Below are 19,285 nucleotides of genomic sequence, written 5' to 3'. Positions count from 1 at the left end.
GTCCTTAGCGCGTGCCGCCGGTTTGTTTGAGGAAGTTGGCGAACAATTCGTGTCCCTGTTCGGTGAGGATAGACTCAGGGTGAAACTGCACACCTTCGATGTTCAGCGTCTTGTGGCGCAGGCCCATGATCTCGTCGACAGAGCCGTCTTCGAGCTGGGTCCAGGCGGTCAGCTCCAGGCAATCGGGCAGGGTTTCGCGCTTGACGATCAGCGAGTGGTAGCGGGTGACCGTCAGCGGACGATTCAGACCTTCGAATACGCCCTTGTCCTCGTGGAATACCGGGCTAGTCTTACCGTGCATGACTTGACGGGCACGGACCACATCGCCACCAAAGGCCTGGCCGATGGACTGGTGACCCAGGCAAACACCGAGAATCGGCAGTTTGCCGGCGAAGTGCTTGATCGCTTCGATGGAAATACCGGCTTCGGTCGGAGTGCAAGGACCGGGAGACACGACAATGCGCTCAGGGTTGAGCGCTTCGATTTCGGCAATGGTGAGTTCATCGTTGCGTACGACTTTGACCTCGGAGCCCAGCTCGCCAAGGTATTGCACAACGTTGTAAGTAAAAGAGTCGTAGTTATCGATCATCAGCAACATGGCGTTAAGAACCTCTTGAATTCACTGACTTTTAAGACGGCCTTCGAATGATTTACCCGCAGTGCGCTGCGCTTTGTCAGGTGCTGGAGTGGCGCCAGCAAAGCGGCATTTCATACAGGTAAAGAAGGCAAAGCGGTACAGGTCCGGCCAGGCCGGCAGAAAAGATTCAGGCGCGCCAACGCCAACGGGCGTGTGCCTTGATGACTTGATCCAGGAGTTTGCTGACGATCAACACGGGGAAGGTCTCATTCATACGTCTCGGCACAGTAACTTAGCTGGGCAGAGCGTGCAATATGGTCGGGGCGACAGGGTGCGAAACAAGCGAAGGGTTCGCGATAGATGGCAAAGGGCCGAAAGTTTTTGGTACTGTCGTTTCGTTTACAACAACAATAAATAAACGGACTTGCTCATGATCAAACAGACGTTGTTTGTACCGCTCGCCGGATGCCTGCTCGCTGCGGCCTGTTCCCAGGCGATTGCCGCGCCCAACCCGTATTCGAATTTCGTCGTCTTTGGCGACAGCCTCAACGATGCCGGGCAGTTTACCGACACGGGTGGCCCTGCCGGTGCGACCCAGCGTTTTACCAACCGGACCGGGCCGGTCTACCTGGATGGCAGTGGTGAATTTCGCTCGCTGAACTCCACGCAATTGTTGGGTGGACGTCTCGGGTTCTCAGCAGACCAGACCGCCGCCTCGACTTCGGCTGTACGCGCCAATGAAGGACTGGTGGATGGCAACAACTGGGCCGTGGGCGGTTACCGCACCGACCAGATTCTGGATTCGATCACTACCGAATCCGCTACGGGCGAACGCACCCGACCAGGCTATCTGCCGACGAACAATTTCCGCGCCGATCCGAATGCGCTGTATTACATCTCCGGGGGCGGCAACGACTTCCTTCAAGGCCGCGTACTCAATACCGCCCAGGCCAACACCGCGGCAAATCAACTGGCCGACAGCGTGCAGACCCTGCAAACCGCCGGCGCCAAATACATCGTGGTCTGGCTGCTGCCCGACCTTGGATTGACGCCCGCCGTCAATGGCACTCCATTACAAGCCTCGATCTCACAGCTGAGTACCGACTTTAATCAACAGTTGGTCACACGCCTGGCGGGGATCAATGCCGAAATTATCCCGCTGAACATTCCACTGCTGTTGCAGGAAACCTTCGCCGACCCGGCGCGTTTCGGCCTCGCCACCGGCCAGAACCTGACGGCCACCTGTTTTAGCGGCAGCGGTTGTACGGAGAACGCCGTGTATGGCATCAACAGTGCCACCCCGGACCCGAGCAAGCTGATTTATAACGACTCGGTTCACCCCACGGAAACCGGGCAAAAGCTGATAGCCGATTACGCCTATTCCTTGCTGTCGGCGCCTTGGGAACTGACGCTGCTGCCGGAAATGGCCCACGCCACCTTACGCGCCCATCAGGATGAACTGCGTAGCCAGTGGCAATCCGACTGGGAGAACTGGCAGGCCGTCGGTCAATGGCGCGCGATTGTCGCCGGCGGTGGCCAGCATCTGGATGTCGATAGCCAAAGCAGCGGCGCCAGCGCCGATGGCAGCGGTTACAACCTGAATATCGGCGGCAGCTATCGCCTCAATGAAGCCTGGCGCGTGGGTGTGGCAGCAGGCTTCTATCGTCAGAACCTGGACGCCGGTAGTAACGATTCGGACTACAAACTCAATAGCTATCTGGCGACCGCCTTCGCCCAGTTTCAGCAGAATCGCTGGTGGGCCGATGCCGCATTGACCGGTGGCAAACTGGATTACGACAACCTCGAACGCAAATTCGACCTGGGTGTCAGCGAAGGTGGGGAAAAGGGTGATACCGATGGCCACCTCTGGGCCTTCAGCACTCGCCTCGGCTATGACATTGCCCAACCGGGGAGCGAATGGCATCTGTCACCGTTCATCAGCGCCGATTACGCCAAAGTGGAAGTCGACGGCTACTCGGAAAACAGCAACCGCTCCACGGCGCTGACCTTTGATGATCAGACCCGAGATTCGAAACGCCTGGGTGTCGGTTTGCAAGGAAAGTACAACTTCACCCGTCAGACCCAGGTATTTGGCGAATATGCCTACGAACGTGAGTACGAAGATGACGTTCAGAAGGTAAACATCGCCCTCAACAGCCTGCCGGCGAACGACTTTACGCTGGAAGGTTATACGCCGCAGAGTCACTTGAACCGCGTGAGCCTGGGGGTCAGCCACAAGTTGACCGCCGACCTGGCGCTGCGTGGTGGTTACACGTTCCGCAAGGATGATGACTTTACCCAACAGGGCATCAACGTTGGGGTGGCGTTGGATTTCTAAACCGCAGGCAATAAAAAAACGCGGCGCCCTCACAGGCGCCGCGTTTTTTATGGGGGTGAGATCCATGTGGGAGCGAGCCTGCTCGCGATAGCGATGAGCCAGGCAACATCAATGTCAGCAGTGCTGGCCCCATCGCGAGCAGGCTCGCTCCCACAGGTATTGCATGAACTCAGGTGTCCGGCGTCTGCTCGGCCAGGGCTACTGCACGGAACATGGCGCGGCGCTTGTTCAGGGTTTCTTCCCATTCCAGTGCCGGCACAGAGTCGGCGACGATGCCGCCACCGGCCTGCACGTGCAGTTCGCCGTTCTTGATCACTGCGGTGCGGATCGCAATCGCAGTGTCCATGTTGCCGTTCCAGGCGAAGTAACCGACCGCGCCGCCGTAGACGCCACGCTTGACCGGTTCCAGCTCGTCAATGATTTCCATCGCGCGAATCTTCGGCGCGCCAGACAAGGTGCCGGCCGGCAGGATCGCCCGCAGTGCGTCCATCGCCGTCAGCCCGGCCTTCAATTGGCCAGTGACGTTGGACACGATGTGCATCACGTTGGAATAACGCTCGATCACCATCTTCTCGGTGAGTTTCACCGAACCGATTTCCGAAACCCGACCGGTGTCGTTGCGGCCTAGATCGATCAGCATCAAGTGCTCGGCAATTTCCTTGTCGTCCGACAGCAGGTCTTTTTCCAGCGCCAGGTCGGCCTCTTCGTTGGCCCCGCGTGGGCGAGTGCCGGCAATCGGGCGCACGGTGATCAGGTTGTCTTCGACCCGCACCAATACTTCCGGCGAACTGCCGACGACGTGGAAGTCGCCGAAGTTGAAGAAGTACATGTAAGGCGTCGGGTTGAAGCAGCGCAGCGCCCGATACAGATCGATAGGCGCAGCCTTGAAGTCGATCGACATACGCTGGGACGGCACGACCTGCATGCAGTCACCGGCCAGGATGTATTCCTTGATGGTGTCGACGGCTTTTTCGTAATCGTCCTGGGTGAAGCTCGAGCGGAACACCGGATCAGCAGACTGTTGCTTGCTGAAATCCAGGCCACGGCGCGGGGTAATCGGCTGACGGAGTTGTTCCAGCAGTGCTTGCAGACGCGCCTGACCTTGTTCGAAGGCGTCTTCCTGCGATGGATCGGCCAGGACAATCGCGTGCATTTTGCCGGCGAGGTTGTCGAACACCACTACCGCGTCGGACACCATCAGCAAAATGTCCGGTACGCCCAGTGGATCCGGGTTCGGGCATTTGCCCAGACGCTTCTCCACATAGCGCACGCAGTCGTAACCGAAGTAGCCCACCAGACCGCCATTGAAGCGCGGCAGACCGGCGATGGTCGGCACGTTGTAACGCGCCTTGAAGGCTTCGACAAAGGCCAGCGGGTCTTCAACGTCGTGGCTTTCGATCTCGACGCCGTCGTGGGTCACGCTGACGTGGTGATCGTGAACCCGCAGCACGGTGCGGCACGGCAGGCCAATGATCGAATAACGGCCCCATTTCTCGCCGCCCTGCACCGACTCCAGCAGGTAGGAATTGGGCTCGTCGGCCAGTTTCAGGTAGATCGACAACGGCGTGTCGAAGTCGGCCAGGGTTTCGCAGGCAAGCGGGATGCGGTTGTAGCCGGCAGCGGCCAAACGCAGGAATTCTTCGCGGATCATGAGGTGCCTCGTGGCTTGAGGGTCTAACGGTCAGGTGTGCAAACGCGCCGGTACGCCGGCCAGGAACAAGTCAGGCGCGCCAACGCCAGCGGGCCAGGGCCTTGATGACTTTCATCCAGAGTTTGCGAGTGACCACCACGATGGCGTTTCCAGGAGGGGATTGAACAGCGTCGGGCAACGTTATCTCAGCGGCCGGATCCAGGCAACCGGGAATTAGTTTGCGCAGATCATCGATCACCAGCGCCGGCGATTCTTCGGCGATTGGCCGACCGTGGTTATAGCCGTAACTGAGGGCCACGCATTTGACCCCCGCCGCTTTCGCCGCCAGCACGTCGCTGCGCGAGTCGCCGACGAACAACGATTGGGACGCTGGAATGTTGGCCATTTTCATCACGAAAAACAGCGCGGCCGGGTCGGGTTTCTTATTCGGTAGAGTGTCGCCACCGATGATCCATTTGAAGTAACGGCCGATCTTCATCTGATCCAGCAGCGGCGCGACGAAGCGTTCCGGCTTGTTGGTGATCAGCGCCATTTCGACGCCTTGTTTGTTCAGCCACTTGAGAGTGTCACGCACGCCGGGGTAAACCACCGTCAGTTCGTGACCATCTTCATAAAAGCCGTTGAACAATTCCAGGGCATGCTCGGCCTCGACCTCATCGACACCCTCGGCGTCGATGTGGTTGGCCAAGGCCCGGCGCACCAGCATGTGCACGCCGTTGCCGACCCACTCCCGTACCGGTTCGATGCCGGCAGGTTGACGCCCGAGTTTGAGCAGCATGTTATCCACGGCCGCCGCGAGGTCGGGGACCGAATCGACCAGCGTGCCATCCAGATCGAACATCACCAGCCGCGGCAGACGCCCGGGGAACAGCTGCTCAAAGCCACTCATGGGCGAGCCAGCGCCAGTTCGGAGCGCATTTTTTCAATCACTTCCTGGTAGTTCGGCGCATTGAAGATCGCCGAGCCGGCCACGAAGGTGTCGGCGCCCGCCGCAGCGATTTCGCGAATGTTGTTCACATTCACGCCACCGTCGATTTCCAGGCGGATATCACGACCGGAGGCATCGATCAGCGCCCGCGCCTCACGCAGCTTGTCGAGGGTGCCGGGGATGAACTTCTGCCCGCCGAAACCCGGGTTGACGCTCATCAAGAGGATCATGTCGACCTTGTCCATCACGTACTTGAGCACGTCCAGCGGGGTCGCCGGGTTGAACACCAGGCCCGCCTTGCAACCGCCCTCGCGGATCAGTTGCAGGGAACGGTCGACGTGCTGCGTGGCTTCCGGGTGGAAAGTAATGTAGGTCGCACCGGCTTCGATGAAGTCACCGACGATGCGGTCCACCGGGCTGACCATCAAGTGGGCATCGATCGGCGCGGTCACGCCGTACTTGCGCAGCGCGGCACACACCATCGGGCCGATGGTCAGGTTGGGCACGTAATGATTGTCCATGACATCGAAGTGCACGAAGTCGGCGCCGGCGGCCAGGACGTTGTCCACTTCCTCGCCCAGGCGGGCGAAGTCGGCGGAGAGAATCGACGGAGCAATGACGAAGGGCTGCATGACGCACCTTTTTTGAGCAGAATCACGATGGCGCGCATTGTATACCTCATGCTTTGACGCGCGCACCGTGCTGCGATGATTGGGTACTAATAGGCCGCTCGGTAGATCTTCTCGATATCGACGGTACTCAACTTGCGCGGATTGTTACGCATCAGGCGCTCAATCCCGGCGGCTTCCACGGCCATGGCCGGGATCGCATCCTCAGGCACCCCGAAACTGCGCAGGCCCAGCGGGATTTCTACCGCTGCACACAGCTCGGTCATCGCCTCCACGGCTTTGTCCGCCGCTTCGTTGGCGCTCAGATGAGCGGTCATCACCCCCATGGCCTCGGCAATATCCTGCATGCGCTCCACGCAAGCCATCTTGTTCCAGGTCATGACATACGGCAGCAGCAAGGCATTGCTGACGCCATGGGCAATGTTGAAACGCCCGCCCAGTGGATACGCCAACGCATGCACCGCGCCGACCCCGGCATTGCCGAACGCCATGCCGGCCATCAGGCTGGCGGTGGCCATGTCTTCGCGGGCTTGCAGATGGGATGGATTGGCGTAGGCCTTGGGCAGTGCTTTGGTAATCAGTTTGATCGCGCCAATAGCCAGGGCATCGGTGATTGGCGAAGCATTGAGCGACAAGTAGGACTCGATGGCGTGCACCAGCGCATCGATGCCACTGGCAGCGGTGACACTGCGCGGGCAGGTCAGGGTCATTTGCGGGCTGATCAGTGCCACGTCCGGCAACAGGTAATCGCTGACAATACCTTTCTTCAGTTGCGCGATCTTGTCGGAGAGGATGGCCACGTTGGTCACTTCCGAACCGGTGCCGGCAGTGGTCGGGATAGCAATCAGCGGCGGGCCTTTGCGCGGCACCTGATCGACGCCGAACAAGTCCTCCAGGGCGCCGTGGTAACCGGCATAAGCGGCAACACTCTTGGCGATGTCGATGGCACTGCCGCCACCGAGACCAATCAATCCGTCATGCCCGCCTTCACGGTAAACCCGCATACAATCTTCGACGATGGCGATTTCCGGATCCGGCAGCACCCGGTCGAAAATCTCGTAACTGCGCTCGCCCAGCTGCGCCAGCGCCAGCTCTACCGTGCCGGACTTGACCAGAGCGGCGTCGGTAACGATCAGCGGGTTATCGATGTCCAGACGTGTGAGCTCAGCCGCCAGTTGCTCGATGGCACCTGCGCCAGTGATCAGTTTGTGAGCGATTTTGAAAGAGGAAAGACTCATGTGCGCAGCCTCTTATAGATAGGGGAGCTGGGCACAATAGTAGCTGGGGATTGGGGGTTGTCTGCTATTAAGTTGGTGAATGACCGCCGATCCTGAAAACCACACAGATCAACTGTGGGAGCGGGCTTGCTCGCGAAGACGGAGTGTCAGCCGACATGTATGTCGAATGTTCCACCGCCTTCGCGAGCAAGCCCGCTCCCACATTTTGAGCTGTGTGTAATTTCAGACCTGGGCGGTGCGAAGTTTTTCGCTGCGCCCACGCAGCCATTCCAATGTCAGCAACAGGACCACCGAGAACGCAATCAGCAGCGTCGCGGCAGCGGCAATCGTCGGGCTGAGGTTTTCGCGGATGCCGCTGAACATCTGCCGAGGCAAGGTCGCTTGTTCGGGACCAGCAAGGAACAGCGTCACCACCACTTCATCGAATGAGGTGGCGAAGGCAAACAGCGCACCGGAAATCACGCCCGGCGCAATCAACGGCAAGGTCACCCGACGGAACGCGGTCAGCGGCGAAGCCCCCAGGCTTGCAGCGGCCCGTACCAGGTTCTGGTTAAACCCCTGCAACGTCGCCGATACCGTGATGATCACAAACGGCACACCCAAGACGGCGTGCACGACGATCAGCGAGATATAGCTGTTGCCAAATCCCAGTGGGGCAAAGGTCAGGTAACTGGCCACACCAATGATCACTACCGGCACCACCATTGGCGAAATCACCAGCGCCATCACCAGCGGTTTGCCCGGGAAATCGCCCCGGGTCAGGCCGATCGCTGCCAGCGTACCGAAGATCATCGCCAGCACGGTCGCCGCCGGAGCCACGATCATGCTGTTCTTCAACGAACGCATCCATTCCGCCGAAGCAAAGAAGTCCTGGTACCAGTGCAGTGAGAAGCCTTGCAGCGGATAGACCAGAAAGCTCCCGGAGTTGAACGACAGCGGAATGATCACCAGCACCGGCAGGATCAGGAACAACAAAATCAAGCCGCAGAGAATCCGCAAGCTGTAGAACCACACCCGTTCGATGGGCGACATGTAAGGACTCAGCATTTCATTCTCCCCTTAGCTCAGGCGCAGGCGACTGGCGCCCACCAGCCGGCTGTAAATCAGATAAAGCACCACGGTCGCCAGCAGCAACAGCCCACCGAGCGCGGTCGCCATGCCCCAGTTGATGCTGGTGTTGGTGTAGAAGGCGACGAAATAACTGACCATCTGATCGTTCGGGCTGCCCAGCAACGCCGGGGTGATGTAGTAGCCGATGGCGAGGATGAACACCAACAGGCAACCGGCGCCGACACCGGCATAGGTTTGCGGGAAATACACCCGCCAGAAACTGGCGAACGGGTGGCAGCCGAGGGAAATCGCCGCACGCATGTAAGTCGGCGAGATGCCTTTCATTACGCTGTAGATCGGCAGAATCATGAATGGCAGCAGGATGTGCACCATCGAGATGTAAACCCCGGTGCGGTTGAACACCAGCTCCAGCGGCTTATCGATAATGCCCATGGCCATCAGCCCGCTGTTGATCAAACCGCCCGACTGTAGCAACACGATCCACGCAGCGACCCGCACCAGAATCGAGGTCCAGAACGGCAACAGCACCAGAATCATCAACAGGTTGCTTTGCCGCGATGGCAGATTCGCCAGCAGGTAGGCCAGTGGATAGGCCAGCACCAGGCAGATCACGGTGATGATCAGGCCCATCCAGAAGGTCCGGGCAAAGATATCGAGGTAGATCGCCTGATCGGGGGTGGCCGGGGCCAGCTCACCGAGGTCGTCGATACGATGATCGACAGCGGCCAGCAGGTAATAAGGCGTCACATTACTGGTATTGCGGCGCACGACCTGCCAATAGGCCGGATCACCCCAACGCTCGTCCAGCGCTTCGAGCGCTTCCTTATAGGAAGTCGGCTCGGTGGCGAACGGCAAGGCGCGTGCGGTTTTGGTCAGCAGGCTGCGGTAGCCGGCCAACTCCATGTTCAAGCGCTTGGACAAGTCACCCAAGGTCTGATTCTTGCGGGCTTCGGCGAGGTCTTCGCTGGCGGCCTTATACACAGGCTCTGCCGGCAGGCCTCGGCCATCCCAGCTGGCGATGGCTGCCACGGTGCGCGGCATGGCGCCAACCACTTCGGGGTTACCGACGCTTTTGTAGAGCAGCGCCACGATCGGCACCAGGAACACCAGCAACAGAAACAGCACCAACGGCGCGATCAAGGCTTGAGCTTTCCAGCGGTTGATCCGCTCGGCGTGCTTGAGCCGCTGCTTCAAGGTGGGGTCAGTGCCCGCGTTCACGGGAACGGCGATAGCCATGGCGTACTCCGGAAATCTTTGATCGTTACAGAGGCGGCATTCCGTGACCGCAAGGCCACCTCTGTTCTTGATAACTATGCATCACCCCTGTAGGAGCGAGGCTTGCCCGCGAAGGCGGCGTGTCAGTCAACATTGATGTTGAATGTGCTGACGGCTTCGCGGGCAAGCCTCGCTCCTACAGGAGTGGGTAAGCCCACGGGGTGGTCTTACTTCGCAGCCCAGGAATTGAAGCGCTGTTCCAGTTGCTCGCCGTTGTCAGCCCAGAAGCTGACGTCGATCTGCACCTGGTTGGCGATGTTTTCCGGGGTGGTCGGCATGTCTTTCAGGACATCCTTGGCCAGCAACGGCACGGCTTTGGTGTTGGCCGGTCCGTAGGCGATGTTTTCCGAGTAGGTCTTCTGTTGCTGCGGTTGCACGGTGAATGCTATGAATTTCTTCGCCGCTTCAGCACGGGTCTTGTCCAGACCTTTTGGAATCGCCCACGCGTCGAAGTCGTAGATACCGCCGTTCCACACCACTTTCAGGTTGCTTTCTTTCTGTACCGCCGCGATCCGGCCGTTGTAGGCCGAGCTCATGACCACGTCACCGGAGGCGAGGTATTGCGGCGGTTGTGCGCCGGCTTCCCACCACTGAATGCTCGGCTTGAGCTCATCAAGCTTCTTGAACGCACGGTCCTGACCATCCTTGCCGGCCAGTACTTTGTAGACGTCTTTCGGCGCCACGCCGTCAGCCATCAGTGCGAATTCCAGGGTGTACTTGGCGCCTTTACGCAAGCCGCGCTTGCCCGGGAATTTCTTGGTGTCCCAGAAATCGACCCAACTGGTCGGTGCGGATGCCAGCTTGTCAGCGTTGTAGGCCAGCACGGTCGACCACACGAAGAAGCCCACGCCGCACGGCTGGATAGCGCCTTTGACGTAGTCTTCGGTTTTGCCGAACAGCGCAGGGTCGAGTTGCTCGAACATGTCTTCATCGCAACCACGGGACAGTTCCGGCGATTCAACTTCCACCAGGTCCCAGGACACGCTCTTGGTGTCGACCATGGCTTTGACCTTGGCCATCTCGCCGTTGTACTCGCCCGCCACGATCTTGCCGTTGCCCGCCGCTTCCCACGGTGCGTAGAAGGCTTTGACCTGCGCCGCCTTGTTCGCCCCGCCAAAGGACACCACGGTCAGGTCCGGGCCCGCCGCCATCGCGTGTGCCGCACCCATCATGCCCACGACCAGGGCGGTGAATTTCAGGGATCTCAACATTTATTGTTCTCTCCACGTGCAGGGTTGGTGTTGGTGTAGCCGGGGCGATCAATGCGCCTCTAAAAGTGGGTCGAGCGCGCGAACGTGTTCGACCTGCCAGCCAAGCGGTACCACGTCGCCGACAGCGAGCGCGGGATCGAGCTCGGCAATCGGTTGTTTCACGAAGAAGTCGGTCTTGCCGCAGACTTCCAGACGAACCCGGACGTGGTCGCCCAGATAGATGAATTCCGCCACCCGCCCCGAGAAGCGGTTGACGCAGGATTCGCTCGAACCATTGAGACTCACGCGTTCCGGGCGAATCGACAGGGTGACGGGGTCGCCGGTCTTGCCGACATTGACCGCCAGGGCTTCAACCTTTTCACCGCGACCGAGTTCGACGACACAACGGTCACCGGTGTGGCTGTGCAAGCGACCATTGAGACGGTTGTTCTCGCCGATGAAGTTGGCGACGAAGGTGTTTTTCGGTTCTTCATAGAGGGAGCGCGGTGGTGCGATCTGCTGGATCTCGCCCTGGTGGAACACCGCCACACGGTCAGACATGGTGAGGGCTTCGCCCTGGTCGTGGGTCACGTAGACCACGGTCACACCGAGGCGCTGGTGCAGGTGTTTGATTTCCATCTGCATGTGTTCGCGCAGTTGTTTGTCCAGTGCACCGAGAGGTTCATCCATCAGCACCAGTTGCGGTTCGAACACCAACGCACGGGCCAAGGCCACACGCTGTTGCTGGCCGCCGGACAGTTGCGCCGGATAACGCTGGGCGAAGGTGTCGAGCTGAACCATGCTCAAAACACGTTTGACCCGGTCACTGACATCATTCTTGTTCAAACCGCGCACGGTCAGCGGGAACGCCAGGTTCTCGGCGACCGTCATGTGCGGGAACAACGCGTAGTTCTGGAACACCATGCCGATGTCGCGTTTATGCGGCGGCACGTTGTTGATGGAGCGCCCGGCCAGTTGAATTTCGCCGGCGGTCGGCGTTTCGAAACCGGCGAGCATCATCAGACTGGTGGTCTTGCCGGAGCCGGACGGCCCGAGCAAGGTGAGGAATTCGCCTTTGCGAATATCCAGGTTGAGGTCTTTGACGATCAGGTTCTCGCCGTCGTAGCTCTTTTGCACTCCACGAAAGCTGACCAGAATATCGCTGGCCCCTGCGCTTGAATCAACCTGGCTCATACCCACACCTTTGTTATTGATGACTGCTGTGGACTAAGCCTAGTGGACGCTGGGAGGGGCGCAAATCGGGGCGCAGGAGAGAATCGCCTCAGCCGGATGGAAGATTGGGGGTAGGGATTGCCCTACAAGGATGGCGGGGATGGATATGTCGATTCGCGATCGCGACAAGCGGTGATCTGCAAGCCGCAAGATCAGGCAAAAGCGGCTTTGTGTGCATGTCGCAAATGGACATGCCTCAACGATCCCGTAGGAGCGAGGCTTGCCCGCGAAGGCGTCCTCAAGTGCGCTAAAAGCTTCGCGGGCAAGCCTCGCTCCTACGGGGGATCGCGTTCAAAATCAGAGGAGCTTGTGTTCCATCGCGTACTTCACCAGTTCGGCCAGGGAGGTGATGTTGAGTTTCTGCATCAGTCGCGCTTTGTGGGTGCTGATGGTTTTGCTACTGAGGGCCAGTTGTTGGGCGATGTCGTTGACGTTGGCGCCTTGGGCCAAGCGTTCGAATACCGAGAACTCACGCTCCGACAGCAATGAGTGCAACGGCCGCGAATCCGTCAGGCCGACTTCGAAGACCATCCGGTCAGCCAGGTCCGGGTCGATGTATCGCCCACCCGCCGCGACTTTGCGGATTGCCGTCAGCAGCAATGCCGGATCGCTGTCCTTGGTCGCATAACCTGCAGCGCCGACCTTCAACGCCCGGGCGGCCATTTGTGCTTCGTCGTGCATCGACAACACCAGGATCGCCGGGGGATTGTTCAAGGCGCGAATCCGCGGAATCGCTTCCAGGCCGTTGACCCCGGGCATGGAGATATCCAGCAACACCACTTCGCACGGAACATGGCGCAAGGTCTCGAGCAACTGCTCGCCATTGCTCGCCTCCCCTACCACCAGCAAGTCCTTGGCCAGGCCGATCAATTGCTTGATGCCTTCGCGAACGATGGTGTGGTCTTCGGCTACCAGTACACGGATCACTTGCCTCTCCTCAAAAATTGCCTTGTCGCCGAAAAGATCGCAGCCTTCGGCAGCTCCTACAGGGGTACGCGTTCGGCGTAGGAGCTGCCGAAGGCTGCGATCTTTTAGGGGTCCAACGGCACTCGCACGCTCAGGGTCGTACCCTCCCCCGGCTCACTCTCAAGCGACAACTGCCCGCCCATGATCAACACCCGCTCACGCATGCCGACCACTCCAAAGGATGTCGGCCTGCCAGTGGCGGCGACAAATCCTACGCCATCATCGCTGACAGTCAGGCAGAGTTCATCGCCCTCAAGGGCCAGCGTCAGTTCAACAGTATGCGCCTGGGCGTGGCGCATGACATTGGTCAGCGCTTCCTGAAGGATCCGGAACAGCCCGATGGCCTTGGCATCGCTGAGCACCGGCAAGTTATCCGGCACTTGTACCAGGCACGGGATCTGCGTGCGCGCCTCGAACCGCCGGGCCTGCCATTCAATGGCCGAGGCAATCCCGGCATCGAGAATCGGCGGTCGTAGCGCCGTGGCCACATCGCGCACCAGTTGAAACAGCTGCGCGATCAACCGCTTCATGCTGTTCAAGCGCTCGTGCAGACCCGGATCGAGCTGGGCGTAGGCCAATTCGCACATGGACGTTTCCAGCTTCAACACGGTCAGCATCTGACCCAATTCGTCGTGAACTTCCCGGGCGATGCGGGCCTTTTCCTCTTCCCGAACGCTCTCCAGGTGGGCGGACAACTCGCGCAGTTGCTCGCGGGAGCTGGCCAGTTCCAGTTCGATGCGCTTGCTCTCGGTGATGTCCCAGACGATCCCGTCCCAGACATAGGCGCCGTCATCGAGGCGGCGAGTGATGGCCTTGATCTCGGCCCAGCGCTGTTCGCCCTGACGGGTCAGAATCCGGCCCTGCCACGACCAGTCGCTGTCGGTGTCCAGCGCGTGATCCTGAGTCTGGTGATAACTGGCCCTGTCGTCCGGATGCACCAGACTGCGCAGGCCTTTGTCGCGATGGGCCAGCGTCGCGGGCGAGTACCCCACCAGGCTCTCGCTGCCTTCACTGATGTAGGCAAAGTCGATCTGCCCGGTCACCGGCGCGCGCTCCAGACGAAAGACCAGGCCGGGGACGTTGGCGGCGATCCCTTGCAGGCGCGCTTCGCTTTCCTGCAACGCAGCAAGGGCGCGACGACGTTCGGTGACATCATTGAGATAAACCACCAGGTATTCGCCATCGCGAAAACGCAAGAAGCTCAACGAAACATCCGCCGGCAGGATACTGCCGTCCGCTCGCACGCAATGGGTCTCGAAACTTTGCGGCGCTTCGTCACTGGTCCGGGCGCGTTTCCACAGGCTCAGCCAGCGGTCCATGTGCAAGCCGGGCTCGAAGTCGATCAATGGCCGATCAATGATCCCGCCCACCGGGTAGCCAAGCATGGTTTCAGCCGCCCGGTTGGCATAGCGCACATGGCTGTCCCAGTTGACCCAGAGGATGCCGACGGTGCTCTGATCGATGGAAAACTGCGTGAGGCGCAAGGCCTCTTCGCTGGCCTCGCGCAGGGCAATGTCTTCGCGCGCCGCCAGCAATCGTTGCTCCAGACTGTGTTGCTGACGGCGCTGCCAGAACACAATGGCCATGCTGCTCAGCAGCAACACCACCAAGAGCAGGCAGAGGTTTTGCCAGAAACCCGGCGACTCGGACAGCCGCGGATACTTGGGTTGCACCCATTGATTGTGCAATTGCTCCAGATCCTTGGCCGGGATCGTCCGCAGCGCGCTTTCGACGATGCCGGCCAACTCCGGCCAGTCCCGGCGCGTGGCCACTCGCAGCAGTTGCGGGAAACCGATATCGCCCACCACCACCAGCCCGGAGAACTCGGGCTCGGCAGACAGACGCCCGAACTGAGCTTCATCGACCACGGCGTAGCCGGCCTGCTGACTCAACAACAGTTGCAGCGCCTGGCGCTCCAGAGGCACGCCCTGCAAGTTCAGATGGGGATAATTGCTGCGCAGATAATCGGCGGTGACGCTGGGCATGCGCACGGCAACGCGGGTCTGGCTGTCGAGTTTTTCCAGTTCTACCGCACCGGTGCTTTTCTGGTCGCTGACCACCAGTTGCGACACCCGCATGTAAGGGTCGGAAAATTGCCAGAGCCGCAAACCCACGGGGGTTTGCGTCAGGCCTGGCGCGATATCGATGTCGCCTTCACGGGCGGCGGCTTCCAGTTGCGCAAGATCGGGATAATTACGCCAGCTCAGTTCGATCTTGAGCGCCTTGGCCAGCCACTTCATCAGCTCGATGTTAACCCCGGACAGGCGCTGCAAGCGGCGATCGTATTGGGCATAAGGCGTTTGCAACACCACGCCGACCCGCAACTCGCCATGCTGCGCCAGCCATTGCTGTTGCGCTGGCAACAGCTGCACGACGTGCGCCGGTGGCGCGGGCGCCGCCCAGCCCATCAAGGGAAACCACAAACAGCCGATAACCCACAGGCAGCGAAAATGCATCATCGAAGTCTCACACACTGACAAATACTGACCAACCCATTAGGCTGCCGGAATAACTTCTGGCCTGGAATATCCGATGCCCCCTGTCTACCGCCTGGCACTGCCAGCATTGTGCCTGTCGTTGATCCTGCCTTGCGCGTTTTCCGTCGAAGCGGCTGACCCGGCACCTGCCGCCGCGGAACAACCCGCAGAAGAAAAACCGGTTGAACGCCAGCCGCTGCTTGAGCGTAGTCAGGAAGAAGCGGCCGCACTTGAGCGAAAAATCCCTGCGCAGGAACAGCAACAACTGCAAGCCGGCACCGACAGCTTTCTCGCCTTGTGGAAACCGGCCAATACCGCCGAACCCAAAGGCGCGGTGATTATCATCCCGGGCGCCGGCGAAACCGTTGACTGGCCGCAAGCGATCAGCCCATTGCGCCGTAAATTGCCGGACGCCGAGTGGAGCAGCCTGAGTATCACCTTGCCGGACCTGCAAAGCGAAGCCATTGCGCCACGTATCGTCGAAGTGGCGCCAGCGCCCAAAACGCCTGATGCCGGCAGCAAAGACGCGACGACTGCGGCGCCCATCGAACAGGCGGCCGGCGGCGAAGCGGAGGTAACCGACAAGGCCATCGTCGAAACCACCGAAGAACAAGCCAAAGCTGACGCCGAGCGAATCTTCGCGCGCATCGATGCCGCCATCGCCTACGCCGAACAGCAAAGCGCTCGCAGTATCGTCGTGCTGGGACATGGTACCGGCGCTTACTGGGCCGCGCGTTATCTGAGCGAGAAGCAGCCATCGCAAGTCGAGAAATTCGTGATGATTGCCGCCCAGACGCCTGTTACAGCAAAACCGGGACTGGCTGAGCTCACACCCACCTTGAAGCTGCCTGCCGCAGACATCTTCTATATGGATAAGCCGGTGGATCGTAACGCGGCGCTGGAACGTTTGCAGGCCAGCAAGCGCTTGAAAACTTCGGGGTTCAGTCAGGTGTCGCTCAAGGCTTTGCCGGGGAATGCCAAGGCCGAGCAAGAGCAGTTGGTGCGGCGGGTGCGTGGGTGGTTGAATCCGCAGCCTGTGGCGGACTGATAGACCGAGTCGCCCCATTCGCGGGCAAGCCTCGCTCCTACAGGTTAGGTGTCGCGCCCGGCGCGCATAAAACTTGTAGGAGCGAGGCTTGCCCGCGAAGACGGAATCACTGACAACACAACTCTGCCCGGCTAACGAAAATCCCGCCGCTCACGAATCAACGTATAGGCATTGTGCAATTCACGAGTCTTGTCCGTGGCCTCGCGAACCTGCAACGCCGTCGCACCGCTGCCGGCAATCTTGTCCGGATGATGCCGACTGAGCAGGCGTCGATAGGCGTGCTTGATCTGTGCCGGCTCACTCGTGGCAGACACTCCCAACAGTCGCAAGGCATCCTGATACGTGATCGCGCTGGTGACCAACGGTCGCTTCTGTGGCTCGTAATCGCTGGCCAGCGCCTGCACTTGATGCGACGTCCAGCCGAGCCATTTGCCCCACTGGGCAATCAGCTCTCGCTCATTGTTACCGGCGCGACCATCCGCCCAGACCATCCGCCAACAGGCACGCAACACCCCTTCCGCCGCGTGGGGTTGAGCACTCAGGCGTCGCAGATAACCGCGCAACCGGTCGTGTCCCGACTTACCGCGATTGAATGCTGCAATCGCCCGACGTTGCGCCGACTCGGTCATTTCCAGCGAACGCATTTCCTGCCGCGCCTGCTGAATGTGGCCATCCACTACCCGCCCATCGCTCTTGGCCAATCGGCCTAGCAACACGAACAGCAGCTCATCGTTGCGCAGCACCGAGCGACCACCGAACTTCTCCCATAAATGCGCCCAGCTTTGCAGGTGCAAGCGCCGGTCCAGCGCCTGTCCCAATAAAGCGCCGAGCATGGCCCCCGGAATGCTGGCTATAGCAAAGCCCGCTCCGGCTCCAATCAGAGTCCCTGGCCACAACATGTCAGCGTCTCGCTTCTATCAGAGTGTCTACTTCAGCCAGGCGCTCGTGGGTGCCGACATCCACCCAATGCCCATTCAGGCGTTCACCGGTCACTTGCCCGTCAGCCATGGCTTTGCGCAGCAGCGGCGCAAGTTTGAAGGCGCCGGCCGAGCACCCGTCAAACAGATGCGGGTGCAGCACAGCGATGCCGCTGTAGGTCAAGGTTGATGTATCCGACCGACCGTCCTGCACATGGCCATCGACCAAAGCGAAATCCCCACTCGGGTGATGCGCCGGGTTGTCCGCCAATACCAAATGAGCGAGCCCGGCGATGGGCTGATGCAACACGCTGAAGTCGTAGTCGGTCCAGATGTCACCGTTGACCACCACAAAGGCCTCGTCTCCCAACAACGGCAACGCACGGAAAATACCGCCACCGGTTTCCAGCGGCTCACCTTCCGCCGAATACTGGATGCTCACGCCGTACCGCGAACCATCGCCCAGATAATCTTCGATCTGCTGACCGAGCCAGGCATGGTTGATCACGATCTCGCTAAACCCTGCAGTCGCCAAGGCGCGCAGGTGATATTCGATCAGGGGCACTCCGCCGGCGCGAACCAGCGGTTTTGGCGTGGTCAGGGTCAGCGGACGCATGCGCTCGCCTTTACCCGCTGCCAGAATCATTGCCTTCATGCCGTCGCTCCAGCACGCAGACTGGCCAGCAATTCACCCAGCGCCGCCAGTTCAGGGCGACGGGCGATGACGGCGTCTATATAAGCAAAGAAGCGCGGCACGTCGCCGAGGTAGCGCGGCTTGCCGTCGCGATGGCAGATACGGGCGAAAATGCCGATGACTTTCAGGTGCCGTTGCACACCCATCAGGTCGCTGGCGCGCAAGAAGTCTTCAAAATCTGGCTGCACCGGGATGTCGAGCGCACCCGCTTGCTGCCAGTAATCCTCCAGCCAGCCACGCACGCGCTCCTCAGGCCAACTGAGGAAGGCATCCTTGAACAGGCAGGTCACGTCATAGGTCACCGGCCCGTAGACCGCGTCCTGGAAATCCAGCACGCCGGGATTCGGTTCGCTGAGCATCAGATTGCGCGGCATGTAGTCGCGATGCACCAGGACTTTGGGCTGAGCCAGGGCGCTGTCGATCAGCAGGTCGCTGACCTGCTGCCAGAGCGTTTGCTGCGCCGAGTCGAACTCGATGCCCAGTTCGCGCTTCACGTACCACTCGGGGAACAGTTCCAGCTCGCGACGCAGCAGCGCCACGTCATAACTCGGCAGCGGCGCCACCATCGGCAACTGTTGGAAAGCCAACAGCGCTTGCAGGGCATCCTTGAACAAATCATCGGCGTTTTCGCTGTCGATCACGTCCAGATAAGTCTTGTTGCCCAGGTCATTGAGCAAAAGAAAACCACGTTCGAGGTCTTCGGCATAAATTTTCGGCACGTTTATTCCGGATTTCGCCAGCAGAAAAGCGATATCCACGAAGGGTTTGCAGTTTTCCTGGGGCGGCGGCGCGTCCATCACGACGAAACTTCTGCCTGCGCCTTCCCAGCGGAAATAGCGCCGAAAACTCGCGTCGCTACTGGCCGCAGTCAACGTGGCCGGGGGCACGGTGCCCCAACCTTGTTCTGCAAAGAGGATAGCCAACTGTTCATCGAGCCAAACTTTCAGGTGTTGCAAACGTACATCTTGGTCAGGCATTGCAAGGGTCTCCGACGGCGCTAGCCGTCAAGCGGGTCATGCTTTATTATCCAGCATCTTTTTCAGACCATCGAGA

The 19,285-nt window shown here is 60.0% G+C and carries 16 protein-coding genes; 2 read left to right on the top strand and 14 right to left on the bottom strand.

What is annotated here, in order from left to right; genetic code table 11:
* Positions 1-4 precede the first annotated feature (4 nt).
* Positions 5-598 carry an aminodeoxychorismate/anthranilate synthase component II gene (locus ACIPLA_RS24095; protein ID WP_008067458.1) on the bottom strand — a complete coding sequence of 198 codons (594 nt, stop codon included), beginning with the start codon at positions 596-598 and terminating at the stop codon, positions 5-7.
* Between the two features lie 409 nt (positions 599-1,007).
* Between ACIPLA_RS24095 and estP the strand changes: the two genes are divergently transcribed.
* Entirely contained in the window at positions 1,008-2,915 is a 1,908-nt protein-coding gene (gene estP / locus ACIPLA_RS24090) for an esterase EstP (protein WP_401176525.1), read from the top strand.
* Between the two features lie 169 nt (positions 2,916-3,084).
* Here the strand turns inward: estP and trpE are convergent, their stop codons facing one another.
* From trpE to ACIPLA_RS24040, 10 genes are all read right to left on the bottom strand, one after another.
* Positions 3,085-4,566: an anthranilate synthase component I gene (trpE, locus tag ACIPLA_RS24085; RefSeq protein ID WP_218395186.1), complete on the bottom strand. Its 1,482-nt coding sequence runs from the start codon at positions 4,564-4,566 to the stop codon at positions 3,085-3,087.
* A gap of 70 nt (positions 4,567-4,636) precedes the next feature.
* Positions 4,637-5,455, bottom strand: a complete 819-nt coding sequence (locus ACIPLA_RS24080) for a phosphoglycolate phosphatase (RefSeq protein WP_123497418.1) — start codon at positions 5,453-5,455, stop codon at positions 4,637-4,639.
* Positions 5,452-6,126 carry a ribulose-phosphate 3-epimerase gene (gene rpe / locus ACIPLA_RS24075; RefSeq protein WP_007906892.1) on the bottom strand — a complete coding sequence of 225 codons (675 nt, stop codon included), beginning with the start codon at positions 6,124-6,126 and terminating at the stop codon, positions 5,452-5,454. Before rpe ends, ACIPLA_RS24080 begins: the two co-directional genes overlap by 4 nt.
* Before the next feature lie 86 nt (positions 6,127-6,212).
* On the bottom strand, positions 6,213-7,361 hold the full coding sequence (locus ACIPLA_RS24070) for an iron-containing alcohol dehydrogenase (protein WP_123497416.1): 1,149 nt from the start codon (positions 7,359-7,361) through the stop codon (positions 6,213-6,215).
* Between the two features lie 222 nt (positions 7,362-7,583).
* Positions 7,584-8,408 (bottom strand): ABC transporter permease, encoded by an 825-nt coding sequence (locus ACIPLA_RS24065; RefSeq protein ID WP_192344779.1) that lies wholly within the window; start codon positions 8,406-8,408, stop codon positions 7,584-7,586.
* 12 nt (positions 8,409-8,420) lie between these two features.
* On the bottom strand, positions 8,421-9,668 hold the full coding sequence (locus tag ACIPLA_RS24060; protein WP_123497414.1) for an ABC transporter permease: 1,248 nt from the start codon (positions 9,666-9,668) through the stop codon (positions 8,421-8,423).
* A 206-nt stretch (positions 9,669-9,874) separates the two neighbouring features.
* Complete coding sequence (locus ACIPLA_RS24055) at positions 9,875-10,918, bottom strand: ABC transporter substrate-binding protein (RefSeq protein ID WP_218395188.1); 1,044 nt, start codon at positions 10,916-10,918, stop codon at positions 9,875-9,877.
* A 48-nt stretch (positions 10,919-10,966) separates the two neighbouring features.
* On the bottom strand, positions 10,967-12,091 hold the full coding sequence (locus tag ACIPLA_RS24050; RefSeq protein ID WP_123497410.1) for an ABC transporter ATP-binding protein: 1,125 nt from the start codon (positions 12,089-12,091) through the stop codon (positions 10,967-10,969).
* 336 nt (positions 12,092-12,427) lie between these two features.
* Positions 12,428-13,057, bottom strand: a complete 630-nt coding sequence (locus tag ACIPLA_RS24045) for a response regulator transcription factor (RefSeq protein WP_003210977.1) — start codon at positions 13,055-13,057, stop codon at positions 12,428-12,430.
* Positions 13,058-13,161: 104 nt separating this feature from the next.
* The gene (locus ACIPLA_RS24040) at positions 13,162-15,555 is read right to left on the bottom strand and encodes a PAS domain S-box protein (RefSeq protein ID WP_401176516.1); all 2,394 of its coding nucleotides are present in this window, start codon (positions 15,553-15,555) and stop codon (positions 13,162-13,164) included.
* A gap of 73 nt (positions 15,556-15,628) precedes the next feature.
* On the opposite strand from ACIPLA_RS24040, the gene ACIPLA_RS24035 reads away from it, so the two are divergent.
* Complete coding sequence (locus tag ACIPLA_RS24035) at positions 15,629-16,621, top strand: alpha/beta hydrolase family protein (protein ID WP_401176513.1); 993 nt, start codon at positions 15,629-15,631, stop codon at positions 16,619-16,621.
* Positions 16,622-16,752: 131 nt separating this feature from the next.
* Here the strand turns inward: ACIPLA_RS24035 and ACIPLA_RS24030 are convergent, their stop codons facing one another.
* The 3 genes from ACIPLA_RS24030 to ACIPLA_RS24020 are packed head-to-tail and all read right to left on the bottom strand — an operon-like array spanning position 16,753 to position 19,209.
* Positions 16,753-17,520, bottom strand: a complete 768-nt coding sequence (locus ACIPLA_RS24030; protein ID WP_218395191.1) for a TerB family tellurite resistance protein — start codon at positions 17,518-17,520, stop codon at positions 16,753-16,755.
* 1 nt (position 17,521) lies between these two features.
* Positions 17,522-18,193 (bottom strand): N-acetylmuramate alpha-1-phosphate uridylyltransferase MurU, encoded by a 672-nt coding sequence (gene murU, locus ACIPLA_RS24025; protein ID WP_218395192.1) that lies wholly within the window; start codon positions 18,191-18,193, stop codon positions 17,522-17,524.
* Positions 18,190-19,209, bottom strand: coding sequence for an aminoglycoside phosphotransferase family protein (locus ACIPLA_RS24020; RefSeq protein WP_218395193.1), 1,020 nt, complete (start codon positions 19,207-19,209; stop codon positions 18,190-18,192). The genes murU and ACIPLA_RS24020 overlap by 4 nt, the downstream gene beginning before the upstream one ends.
* Positions 19,210-19,285: the final 76 nt, after the last annotated feature.

Origin of the sequence: Pseudomonas sp. NPDC086112 (assembly GCF_044746425.1) — a bacterium.
Classification (GTDB): domain Bacteria; phylum Pseudomonadota; class Gammaproteobacteria; order Pseudomonadales; family Pseudomonadaceae; genus Aquipseudomonas.
Note: the sequence above shows the minus strand (reverse complement) of the source record. Positions and strands in the feature narration are given on the sequence as shown.